The 26,862-nt window shown below is 71.6% G+C and carries 19 protein-coding genes; 10 read left to right on the forward strand and 9 right to left on the reverse strand.

The window, feature by feature from the left end:
* Window positions 1-133: 133 nt before the first annotated feature.
* Genes ABT129_RS36250 through ABT129_RS36270 form a run of 5 tightly spaced genes read right to left on the reverse strand, consistent with a single transcriptional unit; the run spans window position 134 to window position 5,553 of the window.
* On the reverse strand, window positions 134-1,444 hold the full coding sequence (locus ABT129_RS36250) for a DUF58 domain-containing protein (protein WP_351910213.1): 1,311 nt from the start codon (window positions 1,442-1,444) through the stop codon (window positions 134-136).
* A 12-nt stretch (window positions 1,445-1,456) separates the two neighbouring features.
* Window positions 1,457-2,440, reverse strand: a complete 984-nt coding sequence (locus ABT129_RS36255) for an AAA family ATPase (RefSeq protein WP_351910215.1) — start codon at window positions 2,438-2,440, stop codon at window positions 1,457-1,459.
* A complete protein-coding gene (locus tag ABT129_RS36260) occupies window positions 2,437-3,633 on the reverse strand; it encodes a DUF4350 domain-containing protein (protein ID WP_351910217.1) in 1,197 nt (398 codons plus the stop codon). Before ABT129_RS36260 ends, ABT129_RS36255 begins: the two co-directional genes overlap by 4 nt.
* Window positions 3,630-4,322 (reverse strand): DUF4129 domain-containing protein, encoded by a 693-nt coding sequence (locus ABT129_RS36265; protein WP_502982025.1) that lies wholly within the window; start codon window positions 4,320-4,322, stop codon window positions 3,630-3,632. The genes ABT129_RS36260 and ABT129_RS36265 overlap by 4 nt, the downstream gene beginning before the upstream one ends.
* 4 nt (window positions 4,323-4,326) lie before the next feature.
* Window positions 4,327-5,553 carry a DUF7847 domain-containing protein gene (locus tag ABT129_RS36270; protein WP_351910221.1) on the reverse strand — a complete coding sequence of 409 codons (1,227 nt, stop codon included), beginning with the start codon at window positions 5,551-5,553 and terminating at the stop codon, window positions 4,327-4,329.
* 330 nt (window positions 5,554-5,883) lie between these two features.
* Here ABT129_RS36270 and mtrA point away from each other — a divergent pair, with 330 nt between their 5' ends.
* The 6 genes from mtrA to ABT129_RS36300 all read left to right on the forward strand — a co-directional run bounded on the left by mtrA (window position 5,884) and on the right by ABT129_RS36300 (window position 13,325).
* On the forward strand, window positions 5,884-6,561 hold the full coding sequence (gene mtrA / locus ABT129_RS36275) for a two-component system response regulator MtrA (protein WP_003968748.1): 678 nt from the start codon (window positions 5,884-5,886) through the stop codon (window positions 6,559-6,561).
* Window position 6,562: 1 nt separating this feature from the next.
* Complete coding sequence (gene mtrB / locus ABT129_RS36280; RefSeq protein WP_351910223.1) at window positions 6,563-8,581, forward strand: MtrAB system histidine kinase MtrB; 2,019 nt, start codon at window positions 6,563-6,565, stop codon at window positions 8,579-8,581.
* Window positions 8,571-10,439: an LpqB family beta-propeller domain-containing protein gene (locus tag ABT129_RS36285; RefSeq protein WP_502982026.1), complete on the forward strand. Its 1,869-nt coding sequence runs from the start codon at window positions 8,571-8,573 to the stop codon at window positions 10,437-10,439. The genes mtrB and ABT129_RS36285 overlap by 11 nt, the downstream gene beginning before the upstream one ends.
* Before the next feature lie 134 nt (window positions 10,440-10,573).
* Entirely contained in the window at window positions 10,574-11,383 is an 810-nt protein-coding gene (locus ABT129_RS36290) for a ComF family protein (protein WP_351910226.1), read from the forward strand.
* 293 nt (window positions 11,384-11,676) lie between these two features.
* Entirely contained in the window at window positions 11,677-12,357 is a 681-nt protein-coding gene (gene hpf, locus ABT129_RS36295) for a ribosome hibernation-promoting factor, HPF/YfiA family (protein ID WP_502982027.1), read from the forward strand.
* A 215-nt stretch (window positions 12,358-12,572) separates the two neighbouring features.
* Window positions 12,573-13,325, forward strand: coding sequence for a response regulator (locus ABT129_RS36300; RefSeq protein ID WP_351910230.1), 753 nt, complete (start codon window positions 12,573-12,575; stop codon window positions 13,323-13,325).
* 151 nt (window positions 13,326-13,476) lie between these two features.
* On the opposite strand, the gene ABT129_RS36305 is transcribed toward ABT129_RS36300, so the two are convergent.
* The gene (locus ABT129_RS36305) at window positions 13,477-14,646 is read right to left on the reverse strand and encodes a winged helix-turn-helix domain-containing protein (protein ID WP_351910232.1); all 1,170 of its coding nucleotides are present in this window, start codon (window positions 14,644-14,646) and stop codon (window positions 13,477-13,479) included.
* 89 nt (window positions 14,647-14,735) lie between these two features.
* Window positions 14,736-15,323 (reverse strand): GNAT family N-acetyltransferase, encoded by a 588-nt coding sequence (locus ABT129_RS36310; RefSeq protein ID WP_351910234.1) that lies wholly within the window; start codon window positions 15,321-15,323, stop codon window positions 14,736-14,738.
* 239 nt (window positions 15,324-15,562) lie between these two features.
* Between ABT129_RS36310 and secA the strand changes: the two genes are divergently transcribed.
* Window positions 15,563-18,367, forward strand: coding sequence for a preprotein translocase subunit SecA (gene secA, locus ABT129_RS36315; RefSeq protein ID WP_351910236.1), 2,805 nt, complete (start codon window positions 15,563-15,565; stop codon window positions 18,365-18,367).
* A gap of 224 nt (window positions 18,368-18,591) precedes the next feature.
* On the opposite strand, the gene ABT129_RS36320 is transcribed toward secA, so the two are convergent.
* Window positions 18,592-19,116 carry an Rv3235 family protein gene (locus ABT129_RS36320; RefSeq protein ID WP_351910238.1) on the reverse strand — a complete coding sequence of 175 codons (525 nt, stop codon included), beginning with the start codon at window positions 19,114-19,116 and terminating at the stop codon, window positions 18,592-18,594.
* Between the two features lie 275 nt (window positions 19,117-19,391).
* On the opposite strand from ABT129_RS36320, the gene ABT129_RS36325 reads away from it, so the two are divergent.
* Together ABT129_RS36325 and ABT129_RS36330 are read left to right on the forward strand one after the other, a co-directional pair.
* Window positions 19,392-19,898, forward strand: a complete 507-nt coding sequence (locus ABT129_RS36325; protein ID WP_351910240.1) for a DUF6912 family protein — start codon at window positions 19,392-19,394, stop codon at window positions 19,896-19,898.
* Between the two features lie 77 nt (window positions 19,899-19,975).
* The gene (locus ABT129_RS36330; RefSeq protein ID WP_351910242.1) at window positions 19,976-20,635 is read left to right on the forward strand and encodes an HAD family hydrolase; all 660 of its coding nucleotides are present in this window, start codon (window positions 19,976-19,978) and stop codon (window positions 20,633-20,635) included.
* 156 nt (window positions 20,636-20,791) lie between these two features.
* On the opposite strand, the gene ABT129_RS36335 is transcribed toward ABT129_RS36330, so the two are convergent.
* The gene (locus tag ABT129_RS36335) at window positions 20,792-21,346 is read right to left on the reverse strand and encodes a DJ-1/PfpI family protein (protein ID WP_351910243.1); all 555 of its coding nucleotides are present in this window, start codon (window positions 21,344-21,346) and stop codon (window positions 20,792-20,794) included.
* A gap of 431 nt (window positions 21,347-21,777) precedes the next feature.
* On the opposite strand from ABT129_RS36335, the gene ABT129_RS36340 reads away from it, so the two are divergent.
* Entirely contained in the window at window positions 21,778-26,748 is a 4,971-nt protein-coding gene (locus tag ABT129_RS36340; protein ID WP_351910244.1) for an NAD-glutamate dehydrogenase, read from the forward strand.
* Window positions 26,749-26,862 lie beyond the last annotated feature (114 nt).

The following is a 26,862-nucleotide window of genomic DNA, read 5'->3' on the forward strand; positions in this document are numbered from 1 at the left end:
AGGGGGGACCCTGTGGGAGAGTAGGACGCCGCCGAACAATCATTGTGGGAAAGCCCCGCACCTCATGGTGCGGGGCTTTTCTGCGTTTACGGGCCGGAAGCCCTCCCGGAGAGGGTTGTTTCCTCGCCCGTGGTCAGAGGCGGCCGGCTGCTTTCAGGGCGAGGTAGGCGTCGGCCAGGGCGGGGGCCAGGGTGTCGGGGGTCGCGTCGACGACGGTGACGCCGTGGCGCTGGAGCTGTTCCGCGGTGCGGGAGCGCTGGGACCGGGTCTGAGCGGCCGCCGCTGCCTCGTAGACGCCCTCGATCGAGCCGAGGGTCTCGGCCATACGGGCGATGTGGGGGTCGGAGACGGAGGCCAGCAGGACCGTGTGGCGCTGGGCGAGCTGGGGCAGGACGGGGAGGAGGCCCTCTTCGATCGGAGCCGCGTCCATGGTCGTCAGGAGGACGATCAGGGAGCGACGGGGAGCGCGGGCGAGGGCCGTCGCGGCCAGGCCGCGGGCGTCGGTCTCCACGAGCTCCGGTTCGAGCGGGGCGAGGGCATTGACCACGGCGGGCAGGACGTCGCCGGCCGAGCGGCCCTGGACCTGGGCGCGGAGACGGCGGTCGTAGGCCAGAAGGTCCACGCGGTCACCCGCGCGCGAGGCGAGCGCGGTGAGCAGGAGGGCCGCGTCCATGGAGGCGTCCAGGCGGGGGACGTCGCCGACGCGGCCGGCCGACGTCCGGCCGGTGTCAAGGACGATCAGGATGTGGCGGTCGCGTTCCGGGCGCCAGGTGCGGACGGCGACCGTGGTCTGGCGGGCGGTGGCACGCCAGTCGATCGAGCGGGTGTCGTCGCCGGGGACGTACTCGCGGAGGCTGTCGAACTCCGTGCCCTCACCGCGTGTCAGGACGCTGGTGCGGCCGTCGAGTTCGCGGAGCCGGGCCAGTCGGGACGGCAGGTGCTTGCGGCTGGTGAAGGGCGGCAGGACGCGGACGGTCCACGGGACCTCGTGATTGCCCTGGCGGGCGGCGAGGCCGAGAGGGCCGTAGGAGCGGACCGTGATCCGTTCGGCGTGGCGGTCGCCGCGGCGGGTCGGGCGGAGCCTCGTGGTGAGGCGACGACGCTCGCCGGCCGGGACTGTCAGACGGTGGCGTGAGGCGCCCTGTTCGGTGCCCGGGAGCCAGCTGCTGGGCGGCCACGCGTCGCGGAGCTGGGCGCGGAGGCGGCGGCGGGAGGGGTTGGTGACGGTGAGGTGGATGTCCGCCGCGTCACCGAGTCGAACGGATGTATCACCACTTCGGGTGAATTGGAGCGTTCGTACTGGCGCGGCCAGGGCGTAGTCGCACAGAATTGCGAGGGAGAGGGGCGCGTTCACCGCGAGCATCCCCGCCCAGCTGGGGGCGAGGATGCCGACGGGGAGCGATCCGAGGGCGGCGAGCAGCGCGGTTCGTCCGGTGAGGGCCATGGGGCGCCGTTCTCAGCGGGGTACGGGGACGTGGGCGAGGATCGAGTTGATGACGGAGTCGGGGGTGACTCCCTCCATCTCGGCCTCGGGCCGCAGGTGGATGCGATGTCGCAGGGTGGGGAGAGCGAGGGCCTTCACATCGTCCGGGGTGACGTAGTCCCGGCCGGTGAGCCAGGCCCAGGCGCGGGCGGTGGAGAGCAGGGCGGCGGCGCCTCGGGGAGAGACCCCGAGCGTGAGTGAGGGGGATTCACGCGTGGCACGACAGATATCGACGACATAGCCGGTGATCTCGGGGGAGACCGAGACCTTGGAGACGGCGTTCCGGGCGGCTTCGAGTTCGGCGGGGCCCGCGACGGGGCGGATGCCGGCGGCCTTGAGGTCGCGGGGGTCGAAGCCCTCGGCGTGACGGGTGAGGATCTGGATCTCGTCCGCGCGGGTGGGCAGAGGGACCGTCAGCTTCAGTAGGAATCGGTCCAGTTGGGCCTCGGGGAGAGGGTAGGTGCCCTCGTACTCGACGGGGTTCTGGGTGGCGGCGACCAGGAAGGGTTCGGGCAGGGGGCGCGGGGTGCCGTCGACCGTGACCTGACGTTCCTCCATCGCCTCCAGGAGGGAGGACTGGGTCTTCGGGGGCGTGCGGTTGATCTCGTCGGCGAGGAGGAGATTGGTGAAGACCGGGCCGGGCTGGAAGGAGAACTCGGAGGTCCGGGTGTCGTAGACCAGTGAGCCGGTGACATCGCTCGGCATCAGGTCGGGGGTGAACTGGACTCGCTTGGTGTCGAGTTCGAGGGTCGCGGCGAGTGAACGGACCAGCAGGGTCTTCGCGACGCCCGGGACACCTTCGAGGAGGACGTGTCCCCGGCAGAGCAGGGCCACGACGAGACCGGTGACGGCGGGGTCCTGGCCGACCACGGCCTTCGCGATCTCGGTGCGCAGGGCCTCCAGGGAGGCGCGGGCGCTGTCCGAGGTCGTAGCGGTCTCGGGGGTCGGGGCGCTCATGAGGTGCGTACCTCTCTTTCGAGGGCGTCGAGTTGGTCCGCGAGGCGGATGAGAGTGGCGTCGTCGGCGGGGGTGGGGCCGAAGAGGAGGGTCCCGGGGTCCGCGGTGGTCTCGGGGAGACGGGCGGAGAGCGCGGGGAGGAGGCGTTCGGAGGAGTGGGCGTCCTGGAGGGGGACGCCGAGGAGAGGGGCGATCCGGGTGCGGGACGCGGTGCGCAGGACGGAGGCGGCGCGGTCGCGGGCGTTCGCCTTGCGGTAGAGGCGGGCGCGGCCCTCGGTGGCCTCGGAGGCGCGGAGGGCGACGGGGAGACGCTCTGTCACGAGGGGGCCGAGACGGCGGGCGCGCCAGAGGGCGGCGAGCAGGGCCGCGATCGCGAGTTGGAGCGTGCCCCACAGCCAGCCGGAGGGGATGAGGGCGAGGAAGTTGCCCGTCGTGGAGTCGGCGGGGGTGTCGGCGGTGGCGGAGTCGTCGGTCAGGGAGGGGAGGTACCAGACGAGATGGGGCCGGGAGCCGAGGAGTTGCAGGGCGAGGGAGGCGTTGCCCTGCTGGTCGAGACGGTTGTTGTAGAGGATGTCCGGCGAGCCGAGGAGGACGGTGTCGGTGGTGTCGGGGCCGGGGAGGCGGACCAGGGTCGGCAGACCGTCGGAGGGGTAGCAGCCTTCGGCGCGGGTGCCGGGCGCGGTGCGGTAGCGCTCGCCGCCGAGGTCGACGCTGCCGGCGCGTGTGGCGGCGGCCAGTGTGCAGGAGGGGGTGCGGTTCTCCACGGAGGTGCTGGTCGCGCTGGTGACGTCCGGGGCGAGAGTCGTGAGGGAGGGTTCGCCGGCGCCGATGAGGACGGTGCGGCCGGCGGATCCGGTGACGACCTCGCGCAGTCGGGACTGCTGGGCCTCCGTCAGGAGGTCGGGTGTGGTGACCAGAAGGGTCGAACCGGTGTCGGTCGCGGTCGTGGCCTCGTCGAGGGTGGTGGCGAGAGTGAGGGTGACGCCACGGGCCTTGAGGAGTTCGGCGACGGCCAGGCTGCCGTGGGGGTCGGCGGAGCGGGGGTCGAGGGCTCCGTGGGAGTCGCCGGAGCGGACGGTCGCGAGGACGATCCCGCCGATGAGGACCAGGGCGAGGACGAGGGCCGCGCCGCGGGACCGGGCCCAGACCTGGCGGGCGGAGGGGGCGGTCGAGGTGGTGGCCCGGCGGCTCATGCGGGGGTTCCCGTGGAGGCATTGTGGAGGGTGGGGCGGGTCCGTTCCAGGACGGTGTCGAGCTCCTCGACGCGGCGGTACGCGGCTTCGTCGGCAGTGCGGCCGCCGTATGTGACGTCGTCGAAGGTGCGGACCGCGAGGCGCAGTTCGTCCGCGTGGGAGGGCAGCGAGCGGCTCGCCTCGGCGGCGGCCTCGTCGGCGGTGCGGCCGGGGCGGGGGTCGAGGAGGGTGCGTTCTTCGAGGGAGCGCACGATGGCCCGGGTCCGTTCCTGGACCGCCTGGTTCCAGCGGCCGGCGGAGGCGTGGCGGGCTGCGGCGGCCCGGTGGTCCCGGGCGGTGCGCGGGCCGTCCGCGAAGAGGGAGTCAGCGGTGGAGCCGGGCGCCCGCCGGGGGGTGCCGAGGCGCCACCAGAGGGCGGCGACCGCGGCGGCCACGAGGAGGACCACCACGACGATGCCGAGGACGCCGCCCGGGGTGGCCCCGGAGGCGGCGGCGAAGAGGTCGCCGACCCACTCCCAGAAGCGGTCGAGGCCGCGCTGGAGGAGGTTCGGGTCGTTCTCGTGGTACTTCGGATCGGACAGTTCCCGTTCCGCCGCCTCGCGGGCGGCGTCACGGGAGATGTCCACCGGTACGTCGCTGTCGGCGCGGAGGCGCGCCGGTGCCGTGGTCATTCCCCCCGTGACCGTCACGGCATCAGCCTCCGGCGGTCTGGTCGCCCGGTGTGGGGCCGTAGCCGGGGAGTCCCGCGGCCCGTGCCAGTTCGAGGTCCAGGGCTTCGCGGCGGATGCGCTGGTCCACGTAGAGCAGGACCGTCACGCCGGCGGAGATCGGGTAGGTGATCGCGCTGGTGATGACGCCGCCGATGCCCGTGATGATCAGGAACGACCAGCCGAAGGTGGTGGACGAGCCTTCGAGCAGGCCGGAGAAGCCGTCGCCGTCGACCGCGATGCCGAGGATCGTGAACGGGATCGCGATGATCATCGCGAACAGGAAGATCAGCAGCTGGGTGAGGAGGGTGATGCCGAAGATCCGCCACCACGCGCCCTGCACCAGCTTGGCCGAGCGCTTCAGGGACTGGATCACGCCCCGGCGCTCCAGCATCAGCGCGGGGGAGGCGAGGCTGAAGCGGATCATCAGCCAGACGGCGGCCACCAGGGAGCCGAGGCCGCCGAGGAGGGTCAGGGCCACGCCGGCGGAGCCGCCGATCAGGAGACCGGGGAGGAGACCGACGAGGACGACGCCGGCGCTCAGAGCGGCGAGCAGCAGGGTCAGGCCGACGAGCTGGAGCAGACGCGGCCGGGCCTCCTGCCAGGCGGAACCCAGCGAGACCGGACGGCCGAGGACGGCGCGGCTGATGACGACGGTCAGCAGGGCGGCGCTGAACAGCGACGCCATGAGCGTCACGAGCAGGGCCGGGCCCAGGCCGATGAGGGACGACTGGGCGGCTTCGAGGGACTGCTCCAGCGCCTCGGCGGGGGTGGCGTCCGCGCTCGGCGCAGGGGCCTCGGGGACGAGATACCGCTGGGCCAGTATGTCGGCGATCTGGGAGATCACCGCGACCGTGACCGTGATCGCGAGGACCGTGCGCCAGTAGGCGCGGAGGGTCTTCACCGAGCCGTCGAGGATCTCGCCCATGCCCAGCGGGCGCAGCGGGATGACACCGGGCTTCGCGGCCGGCGGCCTGCCCCACTGGGGGTTCGGGGGCGGTGCGCCCCATCCCCGGCCCTGGCCCTGGTCGGGTGCCTGGGGCGGAGTCTGGCCGGTCGGCGGGGACCACTGGCCGGCGGGCGGCTGGTCCTTGGACCACTGGGGGGCGGAGCCGTTCGCGTCGGACGGAGCGGTGGGCCGGGGGATCCCGGAGCCGTTCTGGTCGTCGGAGGGGGCGGATCCGGGCGAGGTCCAGCCCGGAGTGTCGTTCACGGTCGTCCACCTCGGAGGAATGGTCGCGGTGCCGGATCGGCGAACCGGCTCGGTCACGGCGGCCGACACCTGACACGGCGGCGGGCCGGGTGCCATCGTGCCACGCGGGGCCCGCCTGTGGGCGGGAGCGGCCTTCTCCTTCGTAGCTTCGTCCGGACCTTCATTGTGTGGGCGGCAGGCTGCACACTGTGCGGACACCCGATCATCACGCGCGAACCGTGCGGTGGCGGGCCGAGCGGGCCGCCGTCGACGAGATCGCGGTCCGGGCTGAGGGAGACGCTGTGGGGCAGGTCACGGCAGGTAACGATTGGCTAATGGGATGATGTCGATATGAAGGGACGCGTTCTTGTCGTCGACGACGACACCGCACTGGCCGAGATGCTCGGCATTGTGCTGCGGGGTGAAGGGTTCGAGCCGTCGTTCGTCGCGGACGGTGACAAGGCGCTTGCCGCATTCCGGGAGGCCAAGCCTGACCTGGTGCTGCTCGACCTGATGCTGCCCGGGAGGGACGGCATCGAGGTGTGCCGCCTGATCAGGGCCGAGTCGGGTGTGCCGATCGTCATGCTGACCGCGAAGAGCGACACGGTCGACGTGGTCGTGGGTCTGGAGTCGGGGGCCGACGACTACATCGTCAAGCCGTTCAAGCCGAAGGAGCTCGTCGCCCGTATCCGGGCGCGGCTGCGGCGGTCCGAGGAGCCGGCGCCCGAGCAGCTCACCATCGGTGACCTGGTCATCGACGTGGCGGGGCACTCCGTGAAGCGGGAGGGGCAGTCCATCGCCCTGACCCCGCTGGAGTTCGACCTGCTCGTCGCGCTCGCGCGCAAGCCGTGGCAGGTCTTCACCCGTGAGGTCCTGCTGGAGCAGGTGTGGGGCTACCGGCACGCGGCCGACACCCGGCTGGTGAACGTGCACGTCCAGCGGTTGCGCTCGAAGGTCGAGAAGGACCCCGAGCGTCCGGAGATCGTGGTGACCGTCCGTGGCGTCGGTTACAAGGCGGGACCGAGCTGACATGAGCGAAGGCAGTACTGCTCCGAAGCCCGGGGACCCGGGAGTCCGTACGGGGCGGGCTGCCGGACCGAGGCGGGGGGGCTCGCGTTCCGGCCGTCTGCCACGGGGCGGACGGCTGTTCCGGGACAGGGCGCGCGGCGGCCCGGTCCTCCGCCTCTTCGCGCGCTGGGTGCGCAGGCCGTTGCTGCCCGCCATGCGGCTGTGGCGGCGGAACATCCAGCTGCGGATCGTCGCAGGCACCCTGCTGATGTCCCTCGGCGTCGTCCTCCTGCTCGGCCTGGTCGTCATCGGCCAGGTCCGCAACGGTCTGCTCGACGCGAAGGAGAAGGCCGCCCAGAGCCAGGCCGCCGGAGGGTTCTCCGCCGCCCAGGACAGGGCGGCGGCCACCGCCTCCGCGCCCGGTCAGCAGGACGGCGCGCGGGCCGGTTCCTCCGTGAACTGGCGCTCCTCGCTCGTCGAGCAGCTGGCCAGTGGCGGCCAGAGCGCGTTCAACGTGGTCGCGCTCTCGCTCGACACCGGTGACACCGCGAGCCGGGGCGTACGCGCCTCCGGCGAGGTCGACCCGATCACGAGCATCCCGGCCGAGCTGCGGCATTACGTGGCCCAGGGCACGGACACCTTCCAGAAGTTCACCAGCATCCACTACACGAGCGGCAAGCCGTCCGAGGCCGGCCTGGTGATCGGCAAGCGGCTGAACGACGCCGAGGGAACCCAGTACGAGCTGTACTACCTCTTCCCGCTGACCCAGGAGGAGGACTCCCTCACCCTGGTCAAGGGGACTCTGGCGACCGCCGGGCTCTTCGTCATGGTGCTGCTCGGCGCCATCGCCTGGCTCATGGTGCGCCAGGTCGTCACGCCGGTACGGATGGCCGCCGGGATCGCCGAGCGGCTCTCCGCCGGGCGGCTCCAGGAACGCATGAAGGTCACCGGCGAGGACGACATCGCCCGGCTCGGCGAGGCCTTCAACAAGATGGCGCAGAACCTCCAGCTCAAGATCCAGCAGCTGGAGGAGTTGTCGCGGATGCAGCGGCGGTTCGTCTCGGACGTCTCGCACGAGCTCCGTACCCCGCTGACCACGGTCCGGATGGCCGCCGACGTCATCCACGAGGCCCGTGTCGACTTCGACCCGATCACCGCGCGTTCCGCCGAACTCCTCGGCGATCAGCTCGACCGTTTCGAGTCGCTGCTCTCCGACCTCCTGGAGATCAGCCGCTTCGACGCGGGCGCGGCGGCCCTCGAAGCGGAGCCGATAGACCTGCGCCAGGTCGTGCGCCGGGTCATCGGCGGCGCCGAGCCCCTCGCCGAGCGCAAGGGAACCCGGATCGTGGTCGTGGGCGACAAGCAGCCCGTGGTGGCCGAGGCGGACGCCCGCCGGGTCGAGCGGGTGCTGCGCAACCTCGTCGTCAACGCCGTCGAGCACGGTGAGGGCCGCGACGTGGTGGTGAAGCTGGCAGCCGCCGGTGGCGCCGTCGCCGTCGCCGTCCGCGACTACGGCGTCGGCCTCAAGCCGGGCGAGGCGACCCGTGTCTTCAACCGTTTCTGGCGCGCCGACCCCGCCCGCGCGCGCACCACCGGCGGTACCGGCCTCGGCCTGTCGATCGCCGTCGAGGACGCCCGGCTGCACGGCGGTTGGCTCCAGGCCTGGGGCGAGCCCGGTGGCGGTTCACAGTTCCGGCTGACCCTGCCGCGTACCGCGGACGAGCCGTTGCGGGGCTCTCCGATACCCCTGGAGCCCGAGGACTCGCGGCGCAACCGTGAGCAGGCGGCCGCGGGGCGCGCCCAGGAGAGTGCCCGCCTGACGGCGGTGCCCGCGCAGCCGGCCGGCGACCGGCCGCAGCTGTCCGTGCCGCCGAGGCTGCCCGCGCCGTCGCACGCGACCGTCGACCCGACGGCGCTGCCCGGCAGCGGGGCACGGGTCGTGGGGCGAGGAGTGCCGGACGGCGACGGCGGTGGGGCGGGGCCGGTGACGGCCGGAGGCAACGGGAACGCGGAGCGGGAGGACGGGACACGTGGGCGCTGATTCCCGAGAGGGGCTCGTGGGGCGGGGACGGGGGAGGCGCGCGGTGGTACTCGCCGCGTGCGGCGGGCTCCTGGTGACCGGGTGCGCGACGATGCCCGACAGCGGGGAGGCCCAGCCGGTCAAGGGGTCCAACCAGGGCGACTCGCAGGTCCGGGTCTACGCCGTCGCACCCCGGGAGAACGCCGACCCGGACGAGATCGTCGACGGCTTCCTCGAAGCCATGACCAGTGACGACCCCGGCTTCGCCACCGCCCGCAAGTACCTCACGAAGCAGGCCGCGCAGACCTGGAAGCCGGAGCAGAGCATCACCGTGCTCACCACGGCGCCCAACCGCGACCAGGCCGACCGCAACGCCGACCCCGAGAACCAGGGCCGCGCCTACCCGCTCTCGGGCCGCAAGATCGCGACCGTCGACGCCCGCCACGCGTACCAGCCGATCAGCCCCGCCAACTACCTGCAGACGATCCACGTCGTGCAGCAGCCCAGCGGCAACGGCAAGGGCGGCAAGGAGTGGCGCATCGACAGCCTCCCGCCCGGGCTGGTGCTCGGCGAGGCCGATTTCCTGCGCAACTACCGCTCGGTCAACAAGTACTACTTCGCCTCCGGGGAGGATTGGGTCGTCGCCGACCCGGTCTACATCCGGCAGCGCCAGGACCCGGTCACCCGGATGGACCCGGTGACGCAGACGGTCAAGGCGCTCCTCGAAGGCCCGACGAACTGGCTCAAGCCCGCCGTCGACTCCAGCTTCCCCTCCGGTACGGAGCTGAAGAAGGGCGTCACCACCCTCACCACCGACGACCAGTCCACCCTCAAGGTGCCGCTCAACGCCAAGGCGGACCAGGTGGGCGGCCAGCCGTGCCGGCGGATGGCGGCGCAGCTGCTGTTCACGCTGGGCGACCTGACCTCCGTCCGCGTCGAGCAGGTGGAGCTCCAGAAGGCGAGCGGCCAGCCGCTGTGCAGGCTGGGCAAGGGGCAGGCGGCCGAGTTCGCCGCGGTGCGGAACACGGACGGGGACGAGAGCCCGTACTTCGTCGACGAGCAGCACAAGCTGATGACGCTGGACGTCGGGGACAAGGGGGCGAACGCGCCCACCGAGGTGCCCGGCCCGCTCGGCAAGGGCCCGACGCGGCTCAGGTCGGTCGCCGTCGACCGGGGCGAGACCCGCGCCGCCGGGGTGGGGGAGACCGGCCGCGACCTGTTCGTCTCCTCGATCACCACGGAGCAGGAACTGCCGCCGGCGATCCTGAGCAGCAAGGCCGCCAAGCCCACCGACCGGCTGTCCGCGCCCAGCTGGGACGGCCGGGGCGACCTGTGGGTGGCCGACCGTGATCCCGCCGCGCCCCAGCTGTGGATGGTGCCCGACGGCATCGGGACCCCCGTCAAGGTGAGGACGCCCTGGCTGGAGGACGACGCGCGGATCGAATCGCTGCGGGTCTCCGCCGACGGGGTCCGGATCGCCCTGGTGGTCACCCGCGACGGGGACACGACCCTGCAGATCGGCCGGGTCCAGCGGCAGACCTCGGGTGAGGAACCGGTCGTCTCCGTGCTCGACCTCCAGCCCGCCGCGCCCCGGATGGAGTCGGTCACGGCCGTCTCCTGGGCGGGTCCGAGCCGGCTCGTGGTGGTCGGCAGGGAGGCGGGCGGCGTGCAGCAGATCCGCTACCTCCAGACGGACGGCTCCACCTCGGCGACCGCGGTGCTCCCCGGGCTGAACGGGGTGACCTCGGTCGCCGCGCCGCACGAGGACACGGCACCGGTGGTCGCGGACTCCGGCAACGACGGCATCGTCCGACTGGCGCCGGGCGCGAACTGGCAGCCGGTGGTCAAGACGGGCACCTCGCCCGTCTACCCGGGATAGGCCCCCTCCACCCGGGCTGCGTGCCCCGTCCACCGAGCGTGGGCGGGAAGCGCGTACCTGACGTACTGAGGTGCGTCCCGAGGTGGTTTTCCACAGGGGTGGCCGGTGGCTCCGGGAGGGCGCACAGTGGAGCCATGCGGGGGTGGTGGCGCGAGATCGCCGGGCTGGTGCTGCCGGTCGCCTGCGGAGGCTGCGGCAGGCCGCGCACCGAGGTGTGCCCTTCGTGCCGGGACGCGCTGACCGGGGACGGTGAGGGGCCGCGCAGGGTGCGGCCCTCGCCCGAGCCGGCCGGGCTGCCGGTGGTCCATGCCGTCGCGCCGTACGCCGACGCCGTGCGGGAGTTGCTCCTCGCCCACAAGGAACGCGGCGCGCTCCCGCTCGCCCGGCCCCTGGGCGGAGCCCTGGCCGTCGCCGTGGAGGCCGCCGCAGGGGGCGTGGAGGGCCCCGAGGCGCTCCCGCTGCTCCTGGTGCCGGTGCCGTCCTCGCGGCGCTCCGTGCGGGCGCGTGGCCACGATCCGACGCGGCGGATCGCGCTGGCCGCGGCGGCCCGGCTCCGGTGCGCGGGGCGTCACGCGCGGGTCGTGCCCGTGCTGCGGCAGCGGAGGTACGTGGCGGACCAGGCGGGTCTCACGGCGCGCGGGAGGCTCGCGAACCTCTCCGGCGCGCTGGAGGTGGTGCCGGGCGGCGAACGGCTGCTCGGGGCGGGGCGGGTGGTCCTCGTGGACGACCTGATGACCACCGGAGCCTCGCTGGCGGAGGCCGCGCGCGCCCTCGGAGCCGTACACCGTTCGTTCATTCCTGGAATACCGCACGGCTTACCGGACAGTTCGGCGCAGCGCGGATTCGAACAGCGTGTGGCGGCTGTGATCGCATCCTCTCCCGCTTCGTTCGAAATAAACCGGAACTCGTCAGGAACTTGGATCGTTGCAGGTGGTGAGAGGTGAAAGCACCCGTCCGGAGGTATGTCGCGGTAGCGGGTGCCGACACCCGTCCGAAGGGGCTATGTTCGGTTGTGAGGAATGGTGAAAGCCATCGCCTCGACGAATACATGGTTGCGCCCAGGGACAGGAGTTCAGGGCGAATTAACCTCTTGTCGATGGGGTGGGGATCTTGTCGACTGGGGAGGAGGAGGTGAAGTCGCCAAGTCCGAGCTCCGGTAATCCACCGGAGTGTGGTGCAAAGGGAGATGCCCGGCGGCCAGGGAGCCGATCCGGGCGATCCGGGAACGGAGTTCTGCGTGGACATCGTCGTCAAGGGCCGCAAGACCGAGGTGCCCGAGCGGTTCCGCAAGCACGTGGCCGAGAAGCTGAAGCTGGAGAAGATCCAGAAGCTCGACGGCAAGGTGATCAGCCTCGACGTCGAGGTGTCCAAGGAACACAACCCGCGGCAGGCAGACAGGTCCGACCGTGTGGAGATCACCCTCCACTCCCGAGGCCCGGTGATCCGGGCCGAAGCCGCTGCGGCCGACCCGTACGCAGCGCTCGACCTCGCCAGCGACAAGCTGGAGGCGCGCCTGCGCAAGCAGCACGACAAGCGGTACACCCGCCGTGGAAACGGCAGGCTTTCGGCGGCGGAGGTCGGGGACGTGGTGCCCGGCGCCGCCCAGCTCGACGGGGACGGCCAGCTCGTCGCCGACGAGACCGACAAGGTGCCCACCACGATGATGGGCTCGATCGAAGTCCAGGGCGAGGGCCCGCTGGTGGTCCGCGAGAAGACCCACGGGGCCGCGCCGATGACGCTCGACCAGGCGCTCTACGAGATGGAGCTGGTCGGGCACGACTTCTACCTCTTCGTCGACTCCGACACGAAGCAGCCGAGCGTCGTCTACCGCCGACACGCCTACGACTACGGCGTCATCCACCTGGAGAGCGACCCGCTTGCCGAGGGCGGCGGTGCCGGCGGTGCACTCGGCGGCTGACGGCCGGCCCGCCCCGCATCGCCCCACTCCTCCATCACCCCTCGCGGTGCCCCTGGAGCGCCCTTCGCGCCCCCAGGGGCACCCCCGTGCGCCCACGGGAACACGCCATCGCCGCCGGGGCATGAAATCATGGCGTGCACGCCAACCGGTGCTCCCTGAGTACGGGTTGGGGGACCGGAAACGAATTCAGGCCACGGCCTTCAGGGGGAGGAACGATGGCGGACAGCTTCGGGCCGGTGCTCAGCGGGCGTGAGCACGGTGGTGCGATCTCGGAAGGACCCGATTCGGACAGCGGTGCATTCCGCAAAGAGCCGATCAGGGTCCTGGTCGTGGACGACCATGCCCTCTTCCGCCGCGGGCTGGAGATCGTCCTCGCGCAGGAGGAGGACATCCAGGTCGTCGGGGAGGCCGGTGACGGGGCCGAGGCCGTCGACAAGGCGGCCGACCTGCTGCCCGACATCGTCCTGATGGATGTCCGGATGCCCCGGCGCGGCGGCATCGAGGCCTGCACCTCCATCAAGGAGGTGGCCCCCAGCGCGAAGATCATCATGCTGACGATCAGCGACGAGGAGGCCGACCTCTACGAGGCCATCAAGGCGGGGGCCACCGGCTACCTGCTCAAGGAGATCTCCACCGACGAGGTCGCGACGGCCATCCGCGCGGTCGCGGACGGGCAGTCGCAGATCAGCCCCTCGATGGCGTCGAAGCTCCTCACCGAGTTCAAGTCGATGATCCAGCGCACCGACGAGCGCCGGCTCGTGCCCGCGCCCCGGCTGACCGACCGCGAGCTGGAGGTCCTCAAGCTCGTCGCGACCGGGATGAACAACCGGGACATCGCGAAGGAACTCTTCATCTCCGAGAACACCGTGAAGAACCACGTCCGGAACATCCTGGAGAAGCTTCAGCTCCACTCCCGGATGGAGGCCGTGGTCTACGCGATGCGGGAGAAGATCCTCGAGATCCGCTAGCGCCGGGAGCCGGTAGACGTTGGCCCGTCACGGAGCCGGGAGCCGCCGGCCCCGGAGTCGTCGGGCCGAGAGACGTCGGGCCGGGAGACGTCGGGCCGGGAGCCCGGGCCGGGAGCCCGGGCCGGTGGGCCAGCCCGGGGCTCGGGGCGGTTCAGCTCAGGGCGCGTGCCAGTTCCGGGGCGAGTTCCGGGTGGTTGACCCGGTCCGGGACCACCGACACCGCGTCGCAGCCCACCCACTCGGCGGCCTCGCGCAGCGCCTGTGCCACCGCGGGCACGGCCTTCGGGCCGTCGAGCGTGACCTGACGGGCGACGAGCGTCGTGCCCTCCCGCGCCGGGTCCACCCGGCCGACCAGACGGCCACCGGCGAGGACCGGCATCGCGAAGTAGCCGTGCACCCGCTTCTGCTTCGGCACGTACGCCTCCAGGCGGTGGGTGAAACCGAAGATCCGCTCCGTGCGGGCCCGCTCCCAGACCAGCGAGTCGAACGGCGACAGCAGGGTCGTACGGTGCCGGCCGCGCGGCTCCGAGGCCAGCGCCGCGGGGTCCGCCCAGGCGGGCTTCCCCCAGCCCGCCACCGTGACCGGCACCAGGCCCGCCGCCTCGACCACCGCGTCGAACTGCTCGCCCTTGAGCCGGTGGTAGTCGGCGATGTCCGCGCGCGTGCCCACGCCCAGCGCCTCGCCCGCCTGCCGGACGAGCCGTCGTACGCACTCCGTGTCGTCCAGGTCGTCATGGAGCAGGGTCCGCGGGATCGCCCGCTCGGCCAGGTCGTACACCCGCTTCCAGCCGCGCCGCTCGACCACGACCACCTCGCCGTACATCAGCGCCCGCTCGACGGCGATCTTGGCGTCGGACCAGTCCCACCACTCGCCCTTGTTCTTCGCGCCGCCCAGCTCGGTCGCCGTCCTCGGGCCCTCGGTCCGCAGCTGGTCGATCACCTTGTCGTACGCCCCGGCCGACAGTTCGTGGCCCCAGTGCGGGCGGTCGCGGTAGGCGCGCCGGCGGAAGGCGAAGTGCGGCCACTCCTCGACGGGCAGCACACAGGCCGCGTGCGACCAGTACTCGAAGGCGTGGGAGCCGGTCCAGTAGGCCTCCTCGACCGTCGTACGGCCGACGGCGCCCAGGCGCGCGTACGGAATGAGCTCGTGCGAGCGGGCGAGGACGGAGATCGTGTCGAGCTGGACCTGCCCGAGTCCGCGCAGCACTCCGCGCACTCCGGCGCGCCGGTCGGGCGCACCCAGGAAGCCCTGGGCGCGCAGCGCGATCCTGCGGGCGTCGTCGGCGGACAGTTCGGCGGCGGGGCGCGGCACAGTCGTCATGGACCGCACCCTAGGCCCCGGCACTGACAGCCGGTGCCGGGGTCTGCGGCGGGATCCGGCACCGGGGGCGGGTGCCGGGAGCCCTTCGTTCAGGGCCGGGCGGGCAGGTCGCGGGCCGGGAGGTACGGCAGCGCGCTCGGGAGGCCGAAGTCGGAGGGGAGCAGGCCGGCGACCCAGCCGTCGCGGAGCGTGCCCTTGTTGGGCAGGGCGGCGCGCTGGAGGCCCTCCATGACGAAGCCGACCCGCTCGGCCACCGCGCGCGAGCCGGTGTTGCCGACCTCGGCGCGCCACACCAGGCGGACGCAGCCGAGCCCGGTGAAGGCCCAGTGGGCGAGGGCCCGGACGGCCTCCGTCATGTAGCCGTGGCCGCGGTGCTCCCCGGCCAGCCAGTAGCCGACCTCCCAGGCGCCGTCGCCGCGGCTGCTGAGCGAGGCCGAGGCGAGCAACGGGCCGCCGGCCAGCGGCTCGACGGCGAAGACGTACTCGGTGTCCTCGCGCCAGCCGTCGACCACCAGCCGGTTCAGGAAGAAGTCGGCGTCCTGGGGGGTGTAGGGGTCGGGGACGGTGGTCCAGCGCCGGATGTCGGGGTCCTGGCAGATGGCGTGCACGGCGTCGGCGTCTTCGGGGACGAAGCTGCGCAGCCGCAGGCGGTCGGTGGTGAGGGTGATCGGATCCATGCGTGGATTGTGGAGACCTGCCGGAGCGGAAGCGAACACTTTTCGGGTGGTGCGGCACCTTCCGCCCACCTCGTGCGTTCTCTTTCCGGGCGGACGTACGGCTCCGGCACTGTGGGCCTCCCGTCGCGCGGGCGGTCTCGCTTACGATGGCCGTTGCGGTGGGGACCACCTGCCGTGCCCGCGCTCGCGTCCATGACAAGACCCAGTGCCAGGCCCGACCGGCAAGGAGACCAGCCTCAGTGTCCGTCTTCAACAAGCTCATGCGTGCAGGCGAAGGAAAGATCCTGCGCAAACTGCACCGCATCGCGGACCAGGTCAACTCCATCGAAGAGGACTTCGTCAACCTCTCCGACGCCGAGTTGCGGGCGCTCACCGATGAGTACAAGCAGCGGTTCGCCGACGGCGAGAGCCTCGACGACCTGATGCCCGAGGCCTTCGCGACGGTGCGCGAGGCCGCCAAGCGTGTTCTCGGTCAGCGCCACTACGACGTCCAGCTGATGGGTGGCGCCGCGCTCCACCTCGGCTACGTCGCCGAGATGAAGACCGGTGAGGGCAAGACCCTCGTCGGTACCCTCCCGGCGTACCTCAACGCGCTCTCCGGCAAGGGCGTGCACCTGATCACGGTCAACGACTACCTGGCCGAGCGCGACTCCGAGCTCATGGGCCGGGTCCACCGCTTCCTGGGTCTGACCATCGGCTGCATCCTCGCCAACATGACCCCGGCCCAGCGCCGTGAGCAGTACGGCTGCGACATCACGTACGGCACGAACAACGAGTTCGGCTTCGACTACCTGCGCGACAACATGGCGTGGTCCAAGGACGAGCTCGTCCAGCGCGGCCACAACTTCGCCTGTGTCGACGAGGTCGACTCCATCCTCGTCGACGAGGCCCGTACGCCGCTGATCATCTCCGGCCCGGCCGACCAGGCGACGAAGTGGTACGGCGACTTCGCCAAGCTCGTCACCCGACTTTCCAAGGGCGAGCCGGGCAACCAGCTCAAGGGCATCGAGGAGACCGGCGACTACGAGGTCGACGAGAAGAAGCGCACCGTCGCCATCCACGAGGCCGGTGTCGCCAAGGTCGAGGACTGGCTCGGCATCGACAACCTCTACGAGTCGGTGAACACCCCGCTCGTCGGCTACCTGAACAACGCCATCAAGGCGAAGGAGCTGTTCAAGAAGGACAAGGACTACGTCGTCATGGACGGCGAAGTCATGATCGTCGACGAGCACACCGGTCGTATCCTCGCCGGCCGCCGTTACAACGAGGGCATGCACCAGGCGATCGAGGCGAAGGAAGGGGTGGCGATCAAGGACGAGAACCAGACCCTCGCCACGATCACCCTGCAGAACTTCTTCCTGCTGTACTCGAAGCTCTCCGGCATGACCGGTACGGCCATGACCGAGGCCGCCGAGTTCCACCAGATCTACAAGCTGGGCGTCGTCCCGATCCCCACGAACAGGCCGATGATCCGCAAGGACCAGTCCGACCTGATCTACCGGACCGAGGTCGCCAAGTTCGCCGCCGTCGTCGACGACATCGCGGAGAAGCACGAGAAGGGTCAGCCGATCCTGGTCGGCACGACCTCCGTCGAGAAGTCCGAGTACCTCTCGCAGCAGCTCTCCAAGCGCGGTGTCCAGCACGAGGTGCTCAACGCGAAGCACCACGACCGCGAGGCCAGCATCGTCGCCCAGGCCGGCCGCCGCGGCGCCGTCACCGTCGCCACCAACATGGCCGGTCGCGGTACGGACATCAAGCTCGGCGGCAACCCGGACGACCTCGCCGAGGCCGAGCTGCGCCAGGCGGGTCTGGACCCGGTCGACCACGTCGAGGAGTGGGCCGCCGCCCTCCCCGCCGCCCTGGAGCGCGCCGCGAAGGCCGTGAAGGCGGAGTTCGAGGAGGTCAAGGACCTCGGCGGGCTGTACGTGCTCGGCACCGAGCGCCACGAGTCCCGCCGTATCGACAACCAGCTGCGCGGTCGTTCCGGCCGTCAGGGCGACCCCGGCGAGTCCCGCTTCTACCTCTCGCTCGGTGACGACCTGATGCGCCTGTTCAAGGCGCAGATGGTCGAGCGCGTGATGGCCATGGCCAACGTGCCGGACGACGTGCCGATCGAGAACAAGATGGTCACCCGCGCCATCGCCTCCGCCCAGTCGCAGGTCGAGACGCAGAACTTCGAGACGCGCAAGAACGTCCTGAAGTACGACGACGTCCTCAACCGGCAGCGCCAGGTCATCTACGGCGAGCGCCGCCGCGTCCTGGAGGGCGAGGACCTGCACGAGCAGATCCAGCACTTCATGGACGACACGATCGACGACTACATCCGCCAGGAGACCGCCGAGGGCTTCGCGGAGGAGTGGGACCTCGACCGTCTGTGGAACGCCTTCAAGCAGCTCTACCCGGTGAAGGTCACCGTGGAGGAGCTGGAGGACGCGGCCGGGGACCGGGCGGGCATCACCGCCGAGTTCATCGCCGAGTCCATCAAGGGCGACATCCACGAGCAGTACGACGCCCGTGAGAAGCAGCTCGGCTCGGAGATCATGCGTGAGCTGGAGCGGCGCGTGGTCCTCTCCGTCCTTGACCGCAAGTGGCGTGAGCACCTCTACGAGATGGACTACCTCCAGGAGGGCATCGGCCTCCGCGCCATGGCGCAGAAGGACCCGCTGGTCGAGTACCAGCGCGAGGGCTTCGACATGTTCACCGCCATGATGGAGGGCATCAAGGAGGAGTCCGTCGGCTACCTGTTCAACCTGGAGGTCCAGGTCGAACAGCAGGTCGAGGAGGTCCCGGTGCAGGCCAGCGCCCCGTCGCTGGACAAGCAGGACGCCGTTCCCGCCGGGCGTCCGGAGATCCGCGCCAAGGGGCTCGACGCCCCGCAGCGGCCGGACCGGCTGCACTTCTCCGCCCCGTCCGTGGACGGCGACGGCGGTGTCGTCGAGGGCGACTTCGCCTCCGACGACGCGGACTCCGGCGACGGGATGACCCGGGCGGAGCGTCGCAAGGCGCAGAAGAACGCCGGTGGCGGGCGTCGCCGCAAGAAGTGAGGCGCCGCCGTCGAAGGCCCTGACGCAGGGTGCCTGACGCGGTGGGTTCGAGGTGAGGGGTCGGTCGCCCGGTGGGTGGCCGGCCCCTTCGTCGTGCCTGTGCCTGTGCCTGTGTGCCCGTGCCCGTGCCCCTGCCTGTGCGTGTGCCCGTGCCGGTGTCCCCGCCCTGTGCCGGCGCCGGTCCCCTGGTCGGGTCTGTTCCGCGCGTGTCGGGGACGCGTGCGTCAGGCGTGGTGGGGCGTCGTGTGGAGGCCGTCGAGTTCCACGGCCGCGCAGCGCCAGCGCTGGTCGGCGCCGCGCTCCAGGCGGAACGCCATCGCCCGGACGCGGGGGCCGGTGGCGATCGTCGCGAAGGCCTCCACAGCCGCTCGGCCGTCGTGCACCTGGACCGAGCAGCGGCGCAGGACCGGGCGGGGGCCGTGCGACCGCAGCGGCGTCTCCGGGGCGATCCGGACGAGCTGCTCGTACGCCTCGCCGACCGTGTGCCCGAGCATCCAGTGGACCGGCCGCTCCCCGCTCAGCACGGCGAGCAGACGCTCGGCGAAGACGGTGTGCGGGGGGAGCGCGCGGGGCGGCGTGAGGCCGCGGGGGCGGGTGCCCGCGGGGCCGCGCGGACGGGTGCCCGCCGGGCCGCCGGGGGCGGTGCGGGGGCGGGGGGTGCGCGGCGTGCTCGGGCGGGTGGTCGCTGTCGAGGGGTGCGGCCGCGGCGTCTGCGGTGCCTGGGCGGCGGTCGTGAGGGTGGTGGTCATGGCGGGCCCCTGTCGTTGCGTAACCGAGTGATACCGGTCAGTAACTTTCCGTTGAGGATCTTGTACGGGTGGGCCCGGAGGCGCCGCAAGGAGCTCGCCGTGCCGGGGCGGGGCGAAAACGGAATCACCTATCCGGGTGACGCGGGGGAAAATCGGCTCTCCGGGGTCCCGGGCGGGGCCTCCCGCGGTGGACGGGCGCCGACGTCGGCCGGCCACCCCGAAGGGGGACTCCGCACGTATCCTGAGGGCCTCTCCGTCTACGAAAGCGGCCAGCCATGCGCGTGTACGTCCCCCTGACCCTCCCCGGTCTCGCACAGGCGCACAAGGCGGGCGAGCTGGGCACCGGTCCGCTGACCGCCTACGCCGTCACCCCCGCCCTGCGCGAGTGGTACGTCTCCGACGACATCGAGGAGCTGGAGTACGCGGCGCTCAACCGGGCCGCGTCCGCCTCCCTGCGCCTCCTGGCCGGCGACCCCGAGGCGCCCCGGCGCCGGATCGTCGTCGCCGTCGACGTGGCCGACAAGGACGCGGCCTCGGACCCCGACCGGGGGCTCGACGCCGGATCCGTCGGCGAGGTCCGGATCACCGGGCCCGTCCCGTTCGCCAAGGCCGCGGCCGTGCACGCCGACGCGGACGACGCGACGGCGGACGTGACGGCCGCCGCCGCCGCGCTGGGGGCGGCGGACCAGGGTGACGACGACGCGCAGTTCGTCGTCGACGGGGCCGAGGACCATGAACTGCTGTGGTTCGGGGTGCAGGAGATTCCGGGGCTGCTGGGCTGACGACCGCCCCCGCCCCGTTCCCGCTCGGAGGGCCCTCGGGGCTCTTCGATGTCGTGGGCGGCGGGTACCGTCTTTCCATGGGGAAGCACGGAAAACACCTGGTCTGGGACTGGAACGGCACGCTGCTCGACGACACCGGCGCGGTCATCGGGGCGACGAACGCCGCCTTCGCCGAGCTCGGGCTCGAGGAGATCACTCTGGAGCGGTACCGCGAGCTGTACACGGTGCCGGTGCCCAAGTTCTACGAGCGGCTCATGGGGCGGCTGCCCACCGACGCGGAGTGGACCGTCATGGACGGGGCCTTCCACCGGCACTACTGGGCCCGGGCCGAGGACTGCCTGCTGACCCTCGGCGCCGCCGAGCTGCTCGCGGCGCGGCAGGCGTCCGGGTTCACCCAGTCCCTGCTCTCGCTCGCGCCGCACGCGGAGCTGATACCCCTGGTGCGGCGGCACGGGATCGCCGAGCGGTTCGTCCGCATGGACGGGCGGGTCGACACGTCGACGGACGGGAAGTCCGGCCACATGGTGCGGCACCTGATCGCGCTCGGCGACGTGCCGGCGGAGCGGGTCGTCGTCATCGGCGACGCGGCGGACGACGCGCTGGCGGCGATGCACGTGGGCGCCAAGGCGGTGCTGTTCACCGGCGGGTCGCACAGTCGGGCGTCGTTGGAGCGGGTGGGCGTGCCGGTGGTGGACTCGCTCGCGGAGGCCGTGGCCGTGGCGGAGGAGCTGGTCTGACGGGCCCTGCCCCGGGGCGGGGCCGGTCCGGCGTCCCCGCCCGGGGTGGCGACGCAGGTCCGGCGGGCCCGCCAGGAGGAGTTGGCCCGACGGGCCCGCCCGGGGCGGAGAAGCCCGTCCGGCAGGCCCGGCCGGGGCAGGTCCGTGGGCGGGTGGTCAGGCCTTGGCGCGGAGGACCTTGAGGAACTCGCGCATCCAGGTGGGGTGGTCCGGCCAGGCCCGCGAGGAGACCAGGAGGCCGTCCACCACCGCCGCGCTGTCCTGGAAGGTTGCGCCGGCCGCCTGCATGTCGAGTTCGAGCGCGGGGTACGCCGTGACCCGGCGGCCCTCCAGGCCGCCGACCGCCGCCGTCAGGAGCGGGCCGTGGCAGATCTGGGCCACCGGCTTGTCGGCGTCGAAGAAGGACTTGAGGATCTTGCGGAGCTCCGGGTCGTTGCGCAGGTACTCCGGCGCCCGGCCGCCCGGGATCACCACCGCCACGTACGCGCCGGGGTCGACCTCCGAGAAGGCCAGGTCGGCGGGCCAGGTGTAGCCGGGCTTCTCGGTGTACGTGTCGAAGCCCGGCTCGAAGTCATGGACGACGAACCGGAGCTGCTTGCGGGCCGGGGCCGCGATGTCGACCTCGTAGCCCTCTTCGAGCAGCCGCTGGTAGGGGTACATCACCTCCAGCGACTCCGCCGCGTCCCCGGTCACGATCAGGATCTTCGCCATGGCTCTCCCAGATCACAGATGGTCGGTCTGCCGTGCTGCGCCCATGCTCGCCTACGTGCTGCCGTCGGCGCGGTGTTTTGCCAAGAGGACATGTGTCGCTGTCCATAACGTCAAACTTCCACCCCCTCTTTTGTACACATACGGACCATGACGGTTCGGGGGGCGAGGGCGATAGGCTTTTGCCGTGATCAGCGCGATACGCCGAGGGGGCAGTGAAGCCCCCGGCTGCCGCCCGACCCGCCACGGCGGTCGGGCCGACCGTGCGTTCGCCGATCCCCTCCGTCCGGGCGCGCCGCTCTCTGTGGCCGATAACGACCCGGGCATCTCTCATCCGGGCATAACGTCGACTTCGACCGGAATCACCGCGTCGAGGCGTTGTGTCCTTTCTTCCACCGACGTCACGCAACGGCGCGCGACAGGAGTCAGAGGACATGCAGACCAAGCTGGACGAAGCCAAGGCCGAGCTGCTCGAAAGGGCCGCTCGGGTAGCTGAGCACAGCCCGGTCGGGGGGCGACTTCCGACGGGCCCGGAGGGTGCCGGGGAGCACCCGGACCGGGACACGGTGCTCGAGTACCTCCAGCGCTACTACCTGCACACCGCGCCGGAGGACCTCGGCGACCGCGACCCGGTCGACGTGTTCGGCGCCGCGCTCTCTCACTACCGGCTGGCGGAGAACCGTCCGCAGGGCACCGCGAACGTGCGCGTCCACACTCCGACGGTCGAGGAGAACGGCTGGACAAGCAGCCACTCCGTCGTCGAGGTCGTCACCGACGACATGCCGTTCCTGGTGGACTCGGTCACCAACGAGCTGTCACGTCAGGGCCGCGGCATCCACGTCGTGATCCACCCGCAGGTCCTCGTCCGCCGCGATGTCACCGGCAGGCTCATCGAGGTCCTGTCGGCGCAGATCCAGGGGGAGCTGCCGCACGACGCGCTCACCGAGTCCTGGATCCACGTCGAGATCGACCGCGAGACCGACCGCGCCGACCTCAAGCAGATCACCGCCGACCTGCTGCGCGTCCTGTCCGACGTCCGCGAGACGGTCGAGGACTGGGAGAAGATGCGCGACGCCGCGCTGCGGATCGCCGAGGGCCTCCCGGACGAGCCCACCGCCTCCGACCTGCGGCCGACCGAGGTGGAGGAGGCCCGCGAGCTGCTGCGCTGGCTCGCCGACGACCACTTCACCTTCCTCGGCTACCGCGAGTACCAGCTGGTCAACGGTGACGCCCTGTCCGCCGTCCCCGGCACCGGCCTCGGCATCCTGCGCTCCGACCCGCAGCACTCGGGCGACGACGAGGGCCACCACGCCCACCCCGTCTCGCCCTCGTTCAGCCGACTGCCCGAGGACGTCCGCGCCAAGGCGCGCGAGCACAAGCTGCTGATCCTGACGAAGGCCAACAGCCGCTCGACCGTGCACCGCCCCTCGTACCTCGACTACATCGGCGTGAAGAAGTTCGACGCCGCCGGCAACGTCATCGGCGAGCGCCGCTTCCTCGGACTGTTCTCCTCGGCCGCCTACACCGAGTCCGTCCGCCGGGTCCCCGTCGTCAAGCGCAAGGTCCAGGAGGTCCTGGCGGGCGCGGGCTTCTCGCCCAACAGCCACGACGGCCGCGACCTGCTCCAGATCCTGGAGACGTACCCGCGCGACGAGCTGTTCCAGACTCCGGCCGACCAGCTGCAGTCCGTCGTCACCAGCGTCCTGTACCTCCAGGAGCGCCGCCGGCTGCGGCTCTACCTGCGCCAGGACGAGTACGGCCGCTACTACTCGGCCCTCGTCTACCTGCCGCGCGACCGCTACACGACCCGCGTCCGACTGCGGATCATCGACATCCTGAAGGAGGAGCTCAACGGCACCAGCGTCGACTTCACCGCCTGGAACACCGAGTCGATCCTGTCCCGGCTGCACTTCGTCGTACGCGTCCAGCCCGGCACCGAGCTGGCGAAGCTCACCGACGCCGACGTCGACCGCGTCGAGGCCCGGCTGGTCGAGGCCGCCCGCTCCTGGTCCGACGGCTTCGGCGAGGCGCTGAACGCCGAGTGCGGCGAGGAGCGTGCCGCCGAGCTGCTCCGCCGCTACGGCAACGCCTTCCCCGAGGGCTACAAGGCCGACCACTCGCCGCGCGCGGCCGTCGCCGACCTGGTCCACCTGGAGGCCCTCGCCCGCACCAGCGGCAAGGACTTCGCGCTCTCGCTGTACGAGCCGGTCGTCGCGGGCCCCGGCGAGCGCCGCTTCAAGATCTACAAGACGGGCGACCCGATCTCCCTCTCCGCCGTGCTCCCGGTGCTCAACCGGCTCGGCGTCGAGGTCACCGACGAGCGCCCCTACGAGCTGCGCTGCGCCGACCGTGCCCGCGCCTGGGTCTACGACTTCGGTCTGCGGATGCCGCTCCCGACCGGCAACGGCGGCGACTACCTCGGCGACGACGCCCGCGAGCGCTTCCAGGAGGCCTTCGCCGCCACCTGGACCGGCGAGGCCGAGAACGACAACTTCAACTCGCTCGTCCTCTCCGCCGGGCTCACCTGGCGCGAGGCGATGGTGCTGCGCGCCTACGCCAAGTACCTGCGCCAGGCCGGCGCGACCTTCAGCCAGGACTACATGGAGGACACCCTCCGCAACAACGTCCACACCACCCGGCTGCTTGTCAACCTCTTCGAGGCCCGGATGGCCCCGGAGCGCCAGCGCGCCGGCACCGAGCTGATCGACGCGCTCCTCGAAGAGCTCGACGCCGCCCTCGACCAGGTCGCGAGCCTGGACGAGGACCGCATCCTGCGCTCCTTCCTCACCGTCATCAAGGCCACCCTGCGGACCAACTTCTTCCAGACCGCCGAGGACGGGAAGCCGCACGCCTACGTGTCGATGAAGTTCGACCCGCAGGCCATCCCCGACCTCCCCGCGCCCCGCCCGGCCTTCGAGATCTGGGTGTACTCGCCGCGCGTCGAGGGCGTCCACCTGCGCTTCGGCAAGGTCGCCCGAGGCGGTCTGCGCTGGTCTGACCGCCGCGAGGACTTCCGTACCGAGATCCTCGGCCTGGTCAAGGCGCAGATGGTGAAGAACACCGTCATCGTGCCGGTCGGCGCCAAGGGCGGCTTCGTCGCCAAGCAGCTCCCGGACCCGTCCGTGGACCGCGACGCCTGGCTCGCCGAGGGCATCGAGAGCTACAAGACGTTCATCTCGGCGCTCCTCGACATCACCGACAACCTCGTCGCGGGCGAGGTCGTGCCGCCGGTCGACGTCGTCCGCCACGACGAGGACGACACGTACCTCGTGGTCGCCGCCGACAAGGGCACCGCGACCTTCTCCGACATCGCCAACGGGGTCGCCCAGGCCTACGGCTTCTGGCTCGGCGACGCCTTCGCCTCCGGCGGCTCCGCCGGCTACGACCACAAGGGCATGGGCATCACCGCCCGCGGCGCCTGGGAGTCCGTCAAGCGCCACTTCCGCGAGCTGGGGCACGACACACAGAGCGAGGACTTCACGGTCGTCGGCGTCGGTGACATGTCCGGCGACGTCTTCGGCAACGGCATGCTGCTCTCCGAGCACATCCGCCTGGTCGCCGCCTTCGACCACCGGCACATCTTCATCGACCCCAACCCGAACGCGGCCGTCTCGTACGCCGAGCGCCGCCGCCTCTTCGAGCTGCCCCGCTCGTCCTGGGCCGACTACGACCCGGCGCTGCTCTCCGCCAGCGGTGGCATCCACCCCCGCAGCGCCAAGTCGATCCCGGTCAACGCGCAGGTCAGGGCCGCCCTCGGGATCGAGGACGGCGTCACCAAGATGACCCCGGCCGAGCTGATGAAGGCCGTGCTCCACGCCCCCGTCGACCTGCTCTGGAACGGCGGCATCGGCACGTACGTCAAGTCCGCGGCCGAGTCGAACGCCGATGTCGGCGACAAGGCCAACGACGCCATCCGCGTCGACGGCCAGGACGTGCGCGCCAAGGTCATCGGCGAGGGCGGCAACCTCGGCGCGACCCAGCTGGGCCGCATCGAGTTCGCCCGCACCGGCGGCCCCGTGGGCGAGGGCGGCAAGGTCAACACCGACGCCATCGACAACAGCGCCGGCGTCGACACCTCCGACCACGAGGTCAACATCAAGATCCTGCTCAACGGGCTCGTCGCCGAGGGCGACATGACCGTCAAGCAGCGCAACAAGATCCTCGCGGAGATGACCGACGAGGTCGGCACGCTCGTGCTGCGCAACAACTACGCGCAGAACACGGCCCTGGCCAACGCCGTCGCCCAGTCGCCGTCCCTCCTCCACGCCCACCAGCGGTTCATGCGCCGCCTGGGCCGCGACGGGGCCCTCGACCGCTCCCTGGAGTTCCTGCCGAACGACCGGCAGATCCGCGAGCTGCTCAACAACGGCCGGGGCCTGAGCCAGCCGGAGCTCGCCGTCCTCCTCGCGTACACCAAGATCACGGTGGCCGACGAGCTGATCGGTACGGAGCTGCCGGACGACCCGTACCTGCGCGGGCTCCTCCACGCGTACTTCCCGACGCTGTTGCGCGAGAAGTTCACCGAGGCCGTCGACAACCACGCCCTGCGCCGCGAGATCATCACGACCGTCCTGGTCAACGACACCGTCAACGCCGGTGGCTCGACCTTCCTGCACCGCCTCCGCGAGGAGACCGGCGCGTCGATCGAGGAGATCGTCCGGGCACAGACCGCCGCCCGTGTCGTCTTCCGCCTCGGCCAGGTCTGGGACGCCGTCGAGTCGCTCGACAACGTGGTGCCGGCCGAGATCCAGACCCGGATGCGGCTGCACTCCCGCCGGCTCGTCGAGCGCGGCACGCGCTGGCTGCTCAACAACCGGCCGCAGCCGCTCCAGCTCACCGAGACCATCGAGTTCTTCGCCGACCGCGTCGAGGAGGTCTGGACGCAGCTGCCGAACCTGCTGCGCGGCGCGGACCTGGAGTGGTACCGGTCGATCCTGGAGGAGCTGACCGGGTTCGGAGTGCCCGAGCAGCTGGCCCTGCGGGTCGCCGGCTTCTCCTCCGCCTTCCCGATCCTCGACATCGTCGCGATCGCGGACCGGACGGACAAGGAGCCGCTCGCGGTGGCCGAGGTCTACTACGACCTGGCCGACCGGCTGCGGATCACCGACCTGATGGACCGGATCATCGAGCTGCCGCGCGACGACCGCTGGCAGTCGATGGCCCGCGCCTCGATCCGCGAGGACCTGTTCGCGGCGCACGCGGCGCTGACCGCGGACGTCCTGGCGGCCGGGGACGACGCGACGAGCCCGGAGGAGCGGTTCAAGGGATGGGAGGAGCGGAACGCGGCGATCCTGGGCCGCGCCCGGACCACCCTGGAGGAGATCCAGGGCTCCGACACCTTCGACCTGGCGAACCTGTCGGTCGCGATGCGGACGATGCGCACGCTGCTCCGTACGCACAGCTAGGGACGCGATGAAGGAGGGGCGCCCCCGGGCGGCGCGCCGGGCGCCCACGAGTAGGGGTTGGGGGTGGGGGGTAGGGACCCAGGCCAGCGGTGGCCCGCGGAAGACAGGGCGGGT

The organism is Streptomyces sp. NPDC002057 (assembly GCF_040296665.1).
GTDB lineage: Bacteria > Actinomycetota > Actinomycetes > Streptomycetales > Streptomycetaceae > Streptomyces.